Source organism: Chryseolinea soli (assembly GCF_003589925.1).
GTDB classification, from domain to species: domain Bacteria; phylum Bacteroidota; class Bacteroidia; order Cytophagales; family Cyclobacteriaceae; genus Chryseolinea; species Chryseolinea soli.
Map to the genome: position 1 here is coordinate 5,604,411 of NZ_CP032382.1, position 16,487 is coordinate 5,620,897.

Here is a 16,487-nt window from a genome sequence, read left to right on the forward strand (position 1 = left end):
TACAGTAATTCCAAGACTTACAAATGAGTGCTATTTCACAAATCAGTATATCGCGGCCGGTTTTGGCTGGCGTAATGTCGGTGTTGCTCGTCCTCTTTGGGATCGTGGGCTACACCTTCCTGGGAACACGGGAGTATCCCGTGACGGATTCGCCCATTGTGACGGTGACCACCGTTTATCCCGGGGCCAGCGCCGACATCATCGCGTCGCAAGTAACCAAACCGCTGGAAGAGGCGATCGCAGAAGCCAATGGCATCCGCGCGCTGTCTTCCACATCCAGAGAACAAGTTAGTATCATCACGGTTGAATTCAACCTGGACGCCGACCTCGAGGCGGCCGCCAACGATGTGCGCGACAAAGTTTCGAAGTCGCGTCAGCAATTGCCCGCCGACATCGAACCCACCATCGTGGAGAAAACAGGTCCCCCGGATTTCCTCGTGTTCCTTACGGTACAGAGCGACACCAAGAGCCTGGAAGATGTGACGGACTTTGTTAACATCAACATCAAAGAAAGATTGCAATCCATTCCCGGCGTGCGCCTGGTGGATAGCTACGCCGGCCGCAAGCGCTCCATGCGTCTCCGCATGGATCCCGTGAAGCTGGCGTCGTATAAGTTGACACCGTCCGATGTTCAAAACGCATTGCAGCGCGAGAACGTCGATTTACCCAGTGGCCGTATTGAAGGACAGAATACCGAAGTTACCCTTCGCACCTCGGGCCGGTTGGTCACTGAAGACGACTTCAACAACATGATTATCGTAGAGAATGAAGGCGCCATCGTTCGTTTTAAAGACATCGGTTCCGCCATCATGTCGTCGCAGAACGAGCGCACGGCAATGATCGTAGGAGAGGGGAACACCGCTCGCTACGGCGTCGGTACCGGCGTACAGCCACAACGTGGTGCCAACTCCCTGGCCATCGTGGACGAGTTTACAAAACGTTTTGACGAAATTGTAAAAAGCGCTCCCAAAGAATACATCATTTCCCTGGGTAAAGATTTTACGGTACCCGTGCGCAACTCGCTGAACGAAGTGGAAGAAACCTTGTTGCTGGCCTTCGGATTGGTGGCCTTGATCATTTTCATCTTCCTTCGCGACTGGCGCAGCACGCTGATTCCCCTTGTGGCCATTCCAGTTTCCATCATCGCAGCGTTCTTTATCATGTACATCGGCGATTTCTCCATCAACGTGTTGACGTTGCTCGGATTGGTACTGGCCATCGGGTTGGTGGTGGATGACGCCATCGTGGTATTGGAAAATATTTATAGTAAGATCGAACAGGGCATGAGCCCTATTGAAGCGGCGCGCAAAGGCTCGGATGAGATCTACTTCGCCGTGATCTCCACGACCATTACGCTGGCCGCCGTGTTCCTGCCCATCCTATTCCTTGGCGGTATCACCGGTCGGTTGTTTAAGGAATTTGCCGTGGTGGTAGCGGGCTCCGTACTGGTGTCGGCTTTCGTGGCCCTTACCTTGTCGCCGATGATGAGTGCTTACTTATTAAAGCGTGACGCATCACAAGGATGGTTCTACCGCAAGACTGAACCTTGGTTTGAAGCCTTGAACCGCGGCTATGAAAGATCGTTGCATGCCTTCTTCAAATTCCGTTGGCTGGGCTTCATTGCGTTGATCGGTTCGTTTGCCATCGCGTATTTCTTGTTGCCCACCTTGCCCTCGGAACTCGCACCGTTGGAAGATCGCTCTATGATCGGTTTGGCCGTGATTGCGCCCGAAGGCACTTCCTACGAAAGCATGGAAGAGACCATGAAGGAGATCAACATGTATGTGTCTGACTCCGTGCCGGACTTGAACGGCAACCGGACCTATGCCGGCATCGCCGCCTCCATCGGTACGCTGGTGCAACCCGTGAACGGTGGTTTCCAATGGGTGTTTTTAAAAGATCCCAAGGACCGCGCGAGCGGATTATCCCAGCAACAGATCTACCAAAAGCTGGTGGCTGCTTCCGGAAAATTCCGGAACGTGATCATCATCCCCATCCAGATCCCCACCATCGGTGGTTTCTCGAGCTCGCAACCCTTGCAATACGTGGTGCAGGCACCTGACCTGAAGAGTCTCATGGATGTCATGCCGAAGTTGATGGGCCAGGTATATCAAAGCCAGAAGCTGAGTTTCCAGGACCCTGACTTCAAGATCAACCGTCCGGAGATCGGCATCACCATCGACCGTGACCGCGCAGCCCAGGCCGGCATCTCTACACAGGAAGTGGGTCGCACATTGCAATTGGCGTTGAGCGGCAGACGCTATGGCTATTTTATCTTCAACGACCGTCAATATGAAGTGATCGGCCAGTTGGATCGCCGCGAACGCGCGGCACCGGCAGACCTGCGTTCATTGTTCCTGAAAGCCAGCAATGGCGAGATGGTGTCGCTGGACAACCTCGTGAAAATGAACGAGACCGTGAGTCCTCCTGCCATTTACCGCTACAACCAATCGTATAGCGCCACCATATCGGCCACTCCCGCCCCCGGCGTAAGCTTGGGTGAAGCGATCGCTGAAATGGACGGCATCACCAAAAAAGTGTTGCCCGCCGGTTTCAGCACAGCCTTGGCCGGACAAAGCCGCGACTATGCGGAAAGCAGCTCGAGCCTCATCTTCGCCTTCATCTTTGCGATCGTGCTCATCTACCTGGTTTTGGCTGCTCAGTTCGAAAGCCTCATCGACCCCTTCATCATCTTGTTGACGGTGCCGATGGCGTTGACGGGCGCGTTGCTGAGCTTGTGGCTCACCGGACAATCCATCAACATCTTTAGTGAGATCGGGATCATCATGCTCATCGGGTTGATCACCAAGAACGGTATCCTCATCGTGGAATTTGCCAACCAGCGGAAAGAGGAAGGAGCGTCAGTTTCGGAGGCTGTTTTACAAGCTGCCGGTTCGCGCTTCCGTCCCATCTTGATGACCACGCTGGCCATGATCTTCGGTACGCTGCCGATCGCGCTCTCGCTGGGCACGTCGTCGGGTAGCCGACAGTCGTTGGGTATTGCTGTAGTTGGCGGGTTGGTTTTTGCCGGTCTGCTCACACTCTACGTGATCCCTTCGGTATACTCATATTTCTCACGACCCTATGCGAAGAAAGCCGAACCGCACCCCAGACCATCCCAGCCCGGCACGGAAGAGGTAGTTGTCGCCTGAGTTCACACACCCCACATTATTTGCATGTTTATGAAATCAAAATATTTGAAATATCTTCCGCTCTTCGTTCTTGCGCTCGCGGCCAGCCCGGCCGTAGCGCAGGAGCAACCGTTGTCCTTGCACGACGCGGTTTCGCAGGCCATGGCCGAGAACCCCGAATTGAAAGCGAGCAAGCTCGACATCGACAAGGCACAGCAACAATTCATCGTGTCGCGAAGCTTGTTTTTGCCTACGGTGAATGCCACGCTGGCAGTCAACCATTATTTCCAGCTTCCGGCGTTCTTCGGTTTTAACGGAACCGAACCGGACGGAAAAATCTCCTATGGAAGGTTTGGTGGCGACGACCAGGGAACGGCAGCCGTAACGGCGATCCAGCCCCTGTACAATCCGTTGGCATTTCCCTCTGTGCAGCGCTCGCGTCTGCAGGAACGTGAAAGCAGCATTGCGCTTTCGGGAAAACAGACGGACGTCGTATCGCAAGTGAAGGAGACCTATTTGCAGCTGTTGGTGTTGAACGAACGGTTACGCCTGCAGCAAGAGAGCATCAGCCGAAACCAACGGGCCTTGAAGGATTCGCGGTCCCTGTTGTTGCAAGGCAAAGCCCTTCGGGTGGACACGTTGCGGGCCTATACTTCGGTGAAGAACCTGGAGCCCGAGCTGCTAAAAATTTCCTACGCCATCGAGACCGGCAAGCTTCAGCTCAAGGCGTTGATGGGCATGGACTCTACGAAGCAGATTCTCCTGACGGATTCATTAGTGGTACCGTCTCCGGGCTCACTGCCGTCGGAAACAGAGGTATACGAAGCTGCCCTTGGCGGCAACGCATCGTACCGGGTCCTGGCCCTGCAAACGCAAGTGCAGGAACAACAAATGAAAATAGCATCGGCAGCGCGTAAGCCTTCCGTAGCCGCGATAGGGCAATACCAGATGCAAACGCAGACCAATTCCCTTGACTATGGCACGGCGCACTATCCGACCAGCTCCTTTGTGGGTCTGCAGGTTTCTGTGCCGCTCTTCAACGGCTTTGGAAACACGGCCCGCGTGAAGCAAGCATCCTTGGCTCAGTCGCAGGCGACGCTCCGGTTGAACGACGCGCATGAACATCTTCGCGCCAACGTACACAAGGCGGTGGCGGATTGCCAGGCCTCTATCGAGCGGATCCAAACGGCGGTGGTCGTGAACGAAACGGCCAAGCTCAGTTATGACATGATCCAGTTCCGCTATTCCCGCGGCGTTTCATCGCGCCTGGAGCTGACGGACGCTGAACTGGCCTTGACACAATCCCAGTCCAACTACTTGGAGGCTGTCTACGATTACCTCTCAGCGCGGATCGCTTTGTTCCGCATCATGGGACAAGTGGAGTAAACGTTTCTAAAATTTAGCAAAATAATAACCCCGGGTTTTCACACGAAGCCCGGGGTTATTTATGTTGCGCGATCTTGAAATGATGGGAGGGGAGGTTGTCTTTTTCAGTGAGTGTCATCAGAGCTCCGTGCTTAACACTATGGGCTCTTGATCAAACGACTCACATTTCCTGAATCATCTTCCGGAATGCGAGAATGTCTTTGCGCATGGCGGCCAATACCTTATCCCGGCTCATCGTAATGGTGAAAGCTCCGTTCTCTGCTCCACCAAGATCATATTCATAGTGCAGTGATACGGGGACGCTCACATTGTTTTGCTTTAACAGGGCAAAGTACTTTTTGAAGTCGATGAGGCCTTCTCCGGCGGGCATGGTTTGCAATGCCCACTTGCCGTCTTTTATGCCCCATACAAAATCTTTCAGGCAGATGGACCGGATGTAGGGAGCAATCAATTTAAAACTGATAGGCCAGGCGTTGAATCCTTCTACGTGGGCGTGAAGAATATCGTATTGTGAGCCGAGCCAGGGAGAATTTATTTCCTGCAGAATGCGATGCAGGTCCCAGATCGGTGCGCCGAAGTACAGACCGGAATGATTCTGGTACTCGCCGGAGATGCTGTACTTGGCATTGAGGTCGGCCAATTTTTGAAATTGCTCACGCTTGGCTTTGAGATTGTCTTCTACGCTTTTTTTCTCGTCATAGGTCAGCCACCCCGTGCGGTAGTGGCGGATGCCAAGGCCGCTGGCTGTTTTTAGAATTTTTTCCGTGTGCGGCTCGTCAACGGCGGTGATGGCGGTGGTCATCATATACATTTTGAGCCCCGCTTTTTTTATCGCCTCTACAGCTTTGGGCAGATCGGTTTCTACATTTTCGGGGAGCACGTGTCCCTGCGGGCGCACGGTGAGGTCCACACCGTCGAAGCCGAGGTCGGCGGCCACTTTGGCCATCTCGGTGTAGTCGAGCCACTGCAGATTTTTTGAAAAGATGCTTATCTTAAATGCTTCGTCGGCTTTGGGTGGAAGCGTGGTGGGCTGGTCAATACGCGAAGCCTCCGCGACGTTCCAGGCGGTGGATATTCCCGCAGTGGCCAGGAGTGATTGGGCGATGAAGTTTCTTCGTGAGGTTTGCATAAGAATAATGGTAAGCGTGTGAAGTTATAAAAATAACCGGTTCACGTTTAAGTTCGGGCGCACAATTCGTCGATGGGTTCATCTCGTGCGGGGCGCGCACTACCACTCAACCTCGAAATATGCTGATGAAATAAATTTTCGGAATGTGCGAAAGTGGCTCCGGCTTTTTGATGAGAAATAAAAGATTCCAGTCTCCTCCAATGGAAGGTGAGACCGGAACCCGGCGTTATACCTGCCCCTTATATGTATCTAAAATCGATCATTCCATTTTGTGTACTTGTCCTGGTTCTCACCACCACGGCAATGGCAGCCGACCTGGCCGACTTCCAACAGCACTTCAGGATCCTTCCCCAGCCGCAGAAGACAGAGATGCGCTCTGGAAAAGGTCTGTTGCCCTCGGCGTTGCGCGGTGTGTACCTGCTTAACGTGGTGGAGAGACCGGTGATGTCGGGAGCCTTAGCGAGTTTGCCGTTGCGAAAAAATGGGGGCGAAGGCATCGTCACACTCCAACTTCAAGAAGACCTGGCCGTGCCCTCGAATGAGGGTTATGTGCTGGAGGTTTCCGGTGGACAAGTGACCATCCAAGGCCGGCAAGCCGCCGGATTATTTTACGGGATCCAGACCCTGATCCAACTGATCGAAGACGCCACCGACCAGCAAATCGAAATCCCCGCCTGCCGCATCACCGACTACCCGGAGATCGCTTACCGTGCGATCCATCTCGACATGAAGCACCACCTGGAGACCGGGCACTATTACTATAGCATCATCGATAGGCTGGCCAACATCAAAGTCAACGCGATCATTATTGAGTTTGAAGACAAGCTGCGCTATCGCAAGGCCCCCGTGGTGGGTTCCGCCAACGCGGTCTCCATCGAAGAGTTTGCCGCCATCAGCCGGTATGCGCAGGAGCGACACATCGAGATCAGCCCGCTGATACAAGGGCTGGGGCACGCTTCATTCATCCTGAAGCATGAGGAATATAAGAAGCTGCGGGACGATCCCGCGTCGGACTGGGTGTTTGACCCGCTCAATCCCGAGACCTATGACTTACAATTTGCGCTATATGAGGACGCGATAAAGGCAACCCCTTACGGCAAATATCTGCACGTTGGTGGCGATGAAGTGGGCTCGTTAGGGAAATCCGATCTCAGCAAAAAGTCCGGCATGAAACCGCTGGAGCTTCAAATGTACTGGCTGAAGAAAGTAACCGAGTTCGCCCTTGCACACAACCGCATTCCCATCTTCTGGGACGACATGGTTTTCAAACTTGCCGACCTGTATCAAACCACCTACGACGATAAAATGCCCACGGCAAAAGTGGACGAGCTTTGGAAGAACAACCAGGCAACGCTGGACAAGAACGTTCCACTTTTCCCAAAGAATTGTGTGTACATGCGCTGGAACTATGACACCCCTGCGATACCGGGCAACCGCCGGGCTATTGACTGGTATAAGGCGCACAACCTGAAAGTAATGGCAGCCACTTCTGCCCAACCCATCTATCCCATGCTGCCCCGCAACCGCTCGAACTTCAATCCCATAAAGGACTATTGCAGCCTGACCTCGGAAAAGAAAATGGACGGCATCCTGTGTACGGCCTGGGATGATTGTTCCGTTCACTTTGAAACCATCTGGCGCGGCATCTACGACTTTGGATTGTTCAGTTGGAACTACGAAGACATTTCGGAACCACAAGCGCACACCCTCTTCCGGCAGCGCTTCTATTCCCCGGCCATGGCCGACGCCTCGATGGATTTTCAGAATGCATTGGAAGACGCTCTTCCGTTTTGGGAGACGGCCTTGTTGAAAGAAGGCGATCGTGATAATTATCACAAGGACTTCAAATTGGTCGACCTGCCCGACGCTTCGAAGCCCGGAGCGTGGAGTGCGGCAAATAAGAACAAGATCGAAGGCGCAAGGAAAGCCGTTCAAAAGTACACCGCCATCAAAGAGAAGATCAAAAAGGCGCAGGAAGTGTCCAGCCGAAATCAGTATGCGCTGGCCGTGATGGAGCAGATCAACGAATTGCAGATCTACTCGGCCATGCAGCTGCTTTTGCTGGAGCAATACGACAATGCCGCCAAGGGCACGCGGAAAACGTCACTTGCCCAGGTGAAGACCTTCACGGAGAATTTTGAAAAGCTCCGCACGCAATTTGAGAACGTGTATGGCGAGACCCGCATCCTCGGAAATCCCGAAGGCTATCAACTCGATTCCAATTTCCATCATCACCTGGCCAACGGCACGAACAACACCGACTGGATGTACGTGTACGAGTTGGCCATGAATAAGAAGGTGGAAGAATGGATGTCGCGCCAGGTGTTGACCAACGATTAAACCCATAAATCCCCAATGAAACAAACCATCGGAAGCATACTTGTCTATGCTGTCGTCATTGCATTGACCAGTTGCCGCCAACCGGCAAATGAAAATAAGGCGCAAGCCGAAACGAAATGGGAAAAGCTTGGACCCGGAGGAGGAGGTGCCACGTATATCCCCACGTTCGCCTATGACACGCCCGATCATTTCCTGGTGCGTTGTGATATGACGGGATCATATCTTACCCGGAACGGAGGTTTTTCCTATGACCAGATCAATTTCGCCAACGGCGCCTCATCCTATGCCTACGATCCCAACGATCCGAACACGGTCTACATCGGCGGCAAAACGCTGAGTCGCTCCAGCGACGGCGGAAAGACCTGGGAACAGATCTTCCCCTTAAAAAAAGATGTGAAGAAAGAAATGTTTGAAGGCGATCACGGGGAGTATTCCATTGAGACAACCGACACTACCTTATACAATCGAAAAAACGGACACATCGGCTCCATCCGCCTGGATGCCCGCCAGCCTGATGCATTGTATTTCAGCATGGGCGCTGCGTTCTTTTATTCGGATGATCGCGGCAAGACGCTGAAAAAAGAACAACTGCCCCAGCGGATCGATTTCATATATGCCCCGACGGATAAGGGATCGAACAGTGTTTTAGTCTTCACGTCCGGTGCTGTCCACACGTTCAATACAACGACCCACACATTCGAGCACCAGAACCTTCCGAAAGAAATGGCGCCTGCATTTTCGTTTACCGGTGGTGTGGTGGCCAAGGGCGACAAGACCCTTCTCTATGCTTTGCATCACGATCCGAAAGAAGAAATACAAGAAGAGTTTGGACACAGCGAGGTTTGGACGTCCGAGGATTTGGGTGGCCATTGGACGCGATTGATGAACCCGGAACTGATAAACGACAACGTAGGCATCAAGCCCAGCTATTCGATGATCGCTTGCGCGGAAAATGATGCGGAGAAAACCTATCTCGTCACCAATCGCTACGAAGAAAAGAAAGCGGGTAACAAAATGATCTACTGGTATGGCGCCATGAAAACGGCCGATGCCGGAAAGCATTGGGATTGGGTGTGGAAAGGCGGCGGAGGCTCCGGCCAATACGGTGTAAAGGATGGGGTGGGAGTGACGAACCTGAAAGATGCCTGGGCCGAGAAAGCCTTTGGCGGCGAATACATCCGGCTCATGGACGTGGGCGTCTATCCAAAGGACGGTAACGTAGCCGTGGTCACAGACTGGTATCGCGTGATGAAGACCACCGATGGCGGAAAAACCTGGAACGAGATCTATAGTGCACCCCAATCCGACGGCACGTTCATCAGCCGGGGCTTGGACGTAACCAATGCTTATGGTGTACACTTCGATCCCTTTGACAGCAGCCACATTGCCATCAGCTATACCGACATTGGTTACCATCATTCCTACAACGGCGGCAAGAGCTGGCTGCGGTCGACGGAGGGTGTACCGACCGAATGGATCAACACCTGCTATTGGATGGTCTTTGATCCAAAGGTGAAAAATAAAGTGTGGTCCGTGTGGTCGGGTCTGCACGATTTTCCCCGCGGAAAAATGACACGCTTTTCAGGATGGAAGTCGTACGGCAAAGGCGGTGTTTGCGTTTCGCTCGACGGCGGCAAGACCTGGAAGCCTTCCAACGAAGGCATGGGTTTTGACTCACCGTCCACCTGTATCGTTATGGATCCCAACACGCCACCGGATCAGCGTACCTTGTATGTGAGTGTCTACGGCAAAGGAGTTTATAAATCCACCGACGATGGCAAAACGTGGAAGCTAAAGAACAACGGCATCGGCGACAACACTTGCGCGTTTGAATTGACGTTGGCCGGTAATGGGAATTTATACCTCACCGTCAGCCCCACGCCCATGCATAAAGATGGAAAGAACGGAAGAGAATTTTACTCCGGCGAAGTCTATCGCTCCACCGATGGCGCGGAAACCTGGACGCGGTTGAAGATCAACGACGGACCGCTATTCCCCAACGGCATGGATTATGATCGCGAGCATCCCAACCGCATCTATCTCGCGGGTTGGTCAGACCTCGACCTGGCCGACCTTATCGGAGGTGCTGTGGCGCGCTCGACCGGAGGCAATGAACGGATAAAAATACCCGGCGGGATATTCATGTCGGAAGATGCCGGCGATACGTGGACCTCGATTTTCGATGAGAAGGAATATGTATACGATGTCACGGTGGATACCTATCACCCGGGAAGATTGTATTGCAATACATTCAACCAAGCGGCCTATCGCAGCGACGACTATGGCAAGACCTGGAAGAAAATCAAGGGCTACGACTTTCATTGGGGGCAGCGTGCCATCGTGGATCCTCACCATCCCGAACAGATCTACCTCACCACATACGGTTCCAGCCTATGGCACGGAACTCCTGAAACAGAATAAAGATGAACATGAACATGAAGATGACACGCGTTCCGTTGGGATTTTTTAAGATCGTAAGTGTACTAATTTTTGGGGCACTAATAGGCTGCCGCTCGACGCCCGATACTCCCGCAACAGAAAAGGAGACTTATAATAAAAATCCAAACGGGCGAAACGATGCCTGGGGGTTTACGGGCTACGGGGGCGGAGGGGCTATGTTCTTTCCGGCAGTAAGTCCCTTTAATACCAACCATGCTTTGGTGGCGTGTGACATGACCGGGTCGTTCATTACCGAGAATGGCGGCGTGTCCTGGCGTATGTTTAACCTGCGCGGACCGGTGCATTATTTTGTGTACGATCCGTTGGATTCCAATGTGATGTATGCCAACTCCATCGGGTTGTTCAAAAGTATGGATAAGGGCAAGACCTGGAGCCTGTGGTATCCGGCACCTTCCGAAGTCGACGGCGTTGTGTCGAAAGGAGATCATGCCTCCGAGGTGCTCGTGACCAAAGACAGCACGCGGAGAAATGTGTTGGCGCTGGCGATCGATCCCGAGGATTCTAAAAAATTATATGCCGCCATTTCCATCGACAAACAAACGGGATTTTATACATCTGTAGACGGTGGCCTGCAGTGGAAAAAGGAGAAAGACATTGACGATCATGTAAAGAATGTATTTGTCGTTCCCAAATCTTCACCGGACAGCCGGACGATTTACATTGCCGGAGCCCAGGGGGTGACGGTACGTGAAAACGGCACCTGGAAGACCAACCCAGCCCCAAAAGGTGTGACACAACTAACGACGTTCACCGGTGGATATGATGAAGCGAAAAATGTGTTTGTGCTCTACGCTATGGCCGGGAAATCTTATTTTGACCCCGAAGGAAAAGCATCCGGAATTTTTTATTCCCCCGATGGCGGCGCCACGTGGACAAATCGTGAAGCTGGGATCTTGTCTTACCGCATGAAAGGCGCAGCGCTACCCGAGTACCGGACCCTTGCCACCAGCGCCCTGCACCCGGAAGTGGTATACGTTTCCTACCGGGATCTGGAAGTACATGCCGACACCACCTGTCTCGGCGTAGCCCGCAGCACGGACTTTGGCGTGACGTGGACATTGGCATGGAAAGATAAATTGACAAAAGAACACAACTACCCTTCCACCAATTTTTCGGAAGAATGGATCAACGAGCGATTCGGACCTACCTGGGGAGAAAATCCTTTTTCCATCGGCGTTTCGCCCACACATCCTGAAGTATGCTATGGTACCGACTTCGGTCGCACCGTAAGGACGACCGATGGTGGCAAGACCTGGGAACAAGTATATACCAACAAGAAAGACGGCGGCTGGACATCGCGGGGTTTGGAAGTGACCACAGGCTACGGGATCATGTTTGACCCGTCCGACCTAAACCATGCCTTCATCGCCAACACCGATGTGGGTTTGATGGAAAGCCACAATGGAGGAGCAAGCTGGCAGAGTGCAACCCGGAACAACGGCGTGCCCCGTGCCTGGCAAAACAGCGTGTATTGGCTGACGTTTGACCCGGAAGTAAAGGGAAGAGCCTGGAGCGTCATGAGCGGCACACACGATCTGCCCCGCCCCAAGATGTGGCGGCGCACGGGTGTGAAAAACTATCAAGGGGGCGTGCTGATGACGGAAGACGCCGGCAAGACCTGGCAGATCATCAGCAATGATATCGGCGAAGGAGCGATGACGCACATCCTGTTCGATCCCACGAGTCCAAAAGAAAAGCGCACGCTCTATGCCTGTGCCTTTGGAAAGGGCGTCTACAAATCAACCGATGGTGGCAAGACCTGGCAGCAAAAAAACAAAGGCATCGAAGGCGCCGAACCGTTTGCCTGGCGCATTACGCGACGGGATTCGGATGGCGTGTTGTTCCTGGTAGTGTGCCGCAGGGGCGAAGACGAAAGCATCGGGACCCCCTTGGATGGTGCGCTCTATCGCTCTGACAACGGCGCAGAAACCTGGACAAAAGTTTCTTTGCCGCCAACCACCAACGGACCGATGTGTTTAATGACGACAGCAAAAAGCAACCGCCTGTTGCTCGCCGCATGGGGTAGAAATAGGAAGGCTGCGTTCGCTTCCGATATCGGCGGCGGCATTTTTGCTTCCGGCGACGATGGGAAGACCTGGCAGGCCGTGTTGCCCGGCGACCAGCACATGCATGATATTACCTATGACAAACGAACAGATACCTACTATGCTTGCGGATTCAACGGCTCTGCCTATCGCTCGGAGGATGAGGGATCGACGTGGACACGCATAAAAGGCTACAACTTCAAATGGGGCAAACGTGTTGACATCGATCCGGTGGATTCCACCCAGGTCTACATCATCACGTTTGGCGGCGGCGTATGGCATGGCCCGGCAAAGGGTGATGAGCGTGCGGTTGAAGACATTGTGCCCGGGCTGGTACGGAAATAAATAAACGATTAGTGTTTTAGGTTGAGGGGGCTCTGTAGGGGAGTCCCCTTCTTTTTTACCCCAAAAATATCCCCGGGGAACGATGAGAACTACGGTCGCCCGGACTCTTCCCAGTATCACGCCAACCCTACGCACGATGGAGGTATCCAAATACACAGTAAAAGACCTGTTGCTGAACGAATCGTTTCAGCGGTGGGTGCTCAACCCGGATGGGGACGGTCGGTCGATGTGGGAATCGTGGCAACACCTGCATCCCGGGCATTTCGAACTGCTGGAAGAGGCGCGAACCATCCTGTTGCAGCTCCGCGACCGGGTGGAACAGGAGATCGATGCCGATGAGCATGAAGTCTGGAACAGGCTGAAACAAGGCCTGGATGAGGACGAAGAAAAAACTTTGCCCTGTCTGACGCAACCCGTACACAAATCTTAACTACCAACTCTACCAACAACAAAACCAAACAAGAAAACTATGATGGAACGACTACACAACACAGGCAAAGCCTTTCTCCTCGTGTGGCTTTGCATGCTTTGCATCGCGGCCCGGGCCAATGAGCCGCCCAAGACCACCGCGGCTACGGTGGCCCTGGAAAAAGCAATCAGCGGCAAAGTGACCGGCGACGGCGAAGCGCTTCCCGGCGCGAGCGTCGTGGTAAAAGGAACCGCCATCGGTGCGACCACCGATGCAGAAGGAAGCTTCAGGCTTTCGGTTCCGGATGACGCCACCACCATCGTGGTATCGTATATCGGCTACGTATCGCAGGAAATTGCTATTGGGTCTCAAACGGTCTTCAACATCGCATTGATCGCGGATGTGGCTACCCTGGGCGACATCGTCGTGGTAGGGTATGGCGTGCAGAAGAAAAGCGATCTCACCGGCGCCATCGCCAGTGTGAAAGGTGACGAACTGGCGCAGTTACCCACACAGCGTGTAGACCAGGCGTTACAAGGCCGCGCGGCAGGCGTTATGGTGTTGAACCAAAGCGGCGCACCTGGCGGTGCCACGACCATCCGGATCCGGGGTTCAAGCTCGATCCTGGGGAGCAACCAACCCCTCATCGTGATCGACGGTCTGCAAGGCGGCGATCTCAACTCGCTCAACCCGAACGACGTGGAATCGATGGAAGTGTTGAAAGATGCTTCCGCGACAGCCATCTACGGTTCACAAGGTGCCAATGGCGTGATCCTGGTGACCACGAAAAAAGGAAAAAAAGGACACCCTGTGGTGAACTATAGCTACAACCTCGGCGTGCAAAAATTGAGAAATAAGCTCGACGTGATGAGTGGCGGCGATTTCGCACGCACCATTAATGACTTCAAAGCTTCGCAGGATCAACCCGGCAACGTGGTGATCACACCGACCCCCGTATTCACGGCTGATCAAATTGCCGGCTATGATAAGGCCGGTTTTGGTACCGATTGGCAGAATGAAGTATACCGGTCGGCGGCCATGCAAAATCACCAGCTTTCGGTGAGCGGAGGCGGTGAGAACGTGCAATACTTAGTTTCGGGTGGCTACTTGAATCAGCAAGGTATTCTCCTCAACTCCGCTTTCAAGCGCTTCAGCCTTCGTGCGAATGTAAACGTAGACATTACGAAATGGGCAAGCTTTGGTTTGAGCTGGGCTGGTATAAAGGAAACCGGCAACACCCCGCCGTTCGGTGAAGGCGCGGCCATCATCGATCCCCTGGGACAGGTGGTGAGTGTGGCTCCGCGGTGGAACGCCACCATTCCCGTGTACGATGAAAACGGCAACTACAGCAAGCACCCTTCCGGTTATGGCGAGCCCAACATGTGGAATCCCGTGGCCAGCGCCAAGGAAGCTTACACGGAAAACAACTCCATTCGCAACAACATCAACGCCTTCCTCGATTTCAAGATCGCCAAGGGCCTCACGTTGCGCATCACCGGTGGCGCCATCACCCGAAACCAGAACAACTTCCGTTACCTCAATAACAACACGTTTGCCGGTTTTCAGAGAAACGGACAGGGCAACGTGGACGACAACATGTATACCCGCTATCAAAACTCCAACATCCTTACGTACGATAAAAGCGTGGGACGTCATCACTTTGTGATCACAGGTGTGGCCGAACAGCAGGTAGAGCAAAACAAAGGCATGTCTGTCTTTGCCAACGATTTCCTGGTAGACCAAGCCGGGATCTATGACCTGGGAGGAGCGAGTTCCGTGGTGGCCTCGTCCTTCAATACCAAACGCGTCATCAATTCATTCCTGGGGCGTGTGAATTATTCCTTTGCCGATAAATATTTGCTGACCGCCAGCTATCGCGCAGACGGTTCGTCGGTATTCGGAGCAAACAATAAATGGGGTTACTTCCCCTCGGCATCCGTTGCCTGGAGAATTTCGGAAGAAGGATTTTTGCAAGACGTGGATGCCGTGACCGACCTGAAGCTGCGCGCCAGCTGGGGTATTACGGGTAACCAGGCCATCTCACCCTATGCTTCGCTTTCGCAGCTCCAAGCTACCGCCGACACCCGCTACCCGTACAACGGTGGCAGCGTGACCGACATCGGAATGGATATTGTGCGTGCGGCCAACCCAAACCTGAAGTGGGAGAGCACAACCCAAACCGACATCGGACTTGACCTCGGCTTGTTTAACGGCCGGTTGAATTTGACGGCCGACTATTATGTGAAAACCACGGAGGACTTGTTGCTGAGCCGCCAGTTGCCCACCTACACGGGCTTCCCTAACATCATCGACAACGTTGGCTCTACACGTAACAAAGGCATCGAGCTTTCGATCGGCGGCGATCCGCTGGTGGGCCCGCTGCGGTGGAATACCAGTTTCAATATTTCCGGCAACCGGAGCAAAGTGTTGAAGTTGACGGATGCCAACAAGTTGCCGTTCCGTACTACCCCTGGCGCGGGCTATGGCATCAGTACCAACGCCAACACCGCGCTACTCTATTTGCAGGAGGGACAACCCTTTGGTCAAATGACCGGCTGGGTCACCGAGGGAACCTGGAGCGAATCGGACCGCGACAAAGCCGCGGCCTATGGACAGTTGCCCGGCGACATCAAATACAAAGATGTGAACGGCGATGGCTTTATCAACAACAAAGACCTGACCGTGATCGGCAACGCGTTCCCGAAATTTATCTTCGGATGGAACAACCGTTTCTCTTTTAAGAATTTCGATCTCTCTTTCCTCATCCAGGGCGTGCAAGGCAACGACTTGTTCAACCTCAACCGGGTGCGCTTGGAAAGACCAGGCGAAGGCACCAGCACCGCGCTGCTGAACCGCTGGACACCCAGCAACCAGGATACCGATGTTCCCGCATTCACCAAACAAAGCGAGCGCAAAGCCGCCGGATTGACTAACAAGGTGACCGTGGGTGACCAACGTCTGAGCCGCTGGGTGGAAGATGCTTCTTACATCCGCCTGAAGAACATCACGTTCGCCTACAACTTCCCGCAAGCATTGACGCGAAAAGTGGGGATGAACCGTTTGAGACTCTATGTGTCGGGCCAGAACCTGTTCACCATCACCAAATACACAGGCTACGATCCGGAGGTGAGTTCATTTAACACGAACGATGCCAACATTGGTGTTGACTTCGCCAATTATCCGACTTCGAAAGTATATACCATGGGTATCGATCTAACTTTCTAACCGTACGAACATGAACA

8 protein-coding genes are annotated in these 16,487 nt (G+C 53.4%); 7 read left to right on the top strand and 1 reads right to left on the bottom strand.

Going from position 1 to position 16,487, the window contains the following annotated elements; translation table 11 throughout:
* Nucleotides 1–62 precede the first annotated feature (62 nt).
* Together D4L85_RS23625 and D4L85_RS23630 are read left to right on the top strand one after the other, a co-directional pair.
* Nucleotides 63–3,152 (top strand): efflux RND transporter permease subunit, encoded by a 3,090-nt coding sequence (locus D4L85_RS23625; protein WP_335621948.1) that lies wholly within the window; start codon nt 63–65, stop codon nt 3,150–3,152.
* A gap of 30 nt (nt 3,153–3,182) precedes the next feature.
* A complete protein-coding gene (locus D4L85_RS23630) occupies nt 3,183–4,517 on the top strand; it encodes a TolC family protein (RefSeq protein WP_160143949.1) in 1,335 nt (444 codons plus the stop codon).
* 160 nt (nt 4,518–4,677) lie between these two features.
* On the opposite strand, the gene D4L85_RS23635 is transcribed toward D4L85_RS23630, so the two are convergent.
* A complete protein-coding gene (locus tag D4L85_RS23635; RefSeq protein ID WP_119756632.1) occupies nt 4,678–5,646 on the bottom strand; it encodes a sugar phosphate isomerase/epimerase family protein in 969 nt (322 codons plus the stop codon).
* A 243-nt stretch (nt 5,647–5,889) separates the two neighbouring features.
* Here D4L85_RS23635 and D4L85_RS23640 point away from each other — a divergent pair, with 243 nt between their 5' ends.
* The 5 genes from D4L85_RS23640 (at nt 5,890) to D4L85_RS23660 (ending at nt 16,470) form a co-directional block, all read left to right on the top strand.
* Complete coding sequence (locus D4L85_RS23640) at nt 5,890–7,986, top strand: glycoside hydrolase family 20 zincin-like fold domain-containing protein (RefSeq protein ID WP_119756633.1); 2,097 nt, start codon at nt 5,890–5,892, stop codon at nt 7,984–7,986.
* Nucleotides 7,987–8,001: 15 nt separating this feature from the next.
* Nucleotides 8,002–10,407 (top strand): sialidase family protein, encoded by a 2,406-nt coding sequence (locus tag D4L85_RS23645; RefSeq protein WP_119756634.1) that lies wholly within the window; start codon nt 8,002–8,004, stop codon nt 10,405–10,407.
* Between the two features lie 14 nt (nt 10,408–10,421).
* A complete protein-coding gene (locus tag D4L85_RS23650) occupies nt 10,422–12,836 on the top strand; it encodes a beta propeller repeat protein (protein ID WP_160143950.1) in 2,415 nt (804 codons plus the stop codon).
* Nucleotides 12,837–12,918: 82 nt separating this feature from the next.
* Entirely contained in the window at nt 12,919–13,266 is a 348-nt protein-coding gene (locus D4L85_RS23655; protein WP_160143951.1) for a hypothetical protein, read from the top strand.
* Nucleotides 13,267–13,305: 39 nt separating this feature from the next.
* Nucleotides 13,306–16,470 carry a SusC/RagA family TonB-linked outer membrane protein gene (locus D4L85_RS23660; RefSeq protein ID WP_119756637.1) on the top strand — a complete coding sequence of 1,055 codons (3,165 nt, stop codon included), beginning with the start codon at nt 13,306–13,308 and terminating at the stop codon, nt 16,468–16,470.
* The last annotated feature ends 17 nt before the right edge of the window (nt 16,471–16,487 follow it).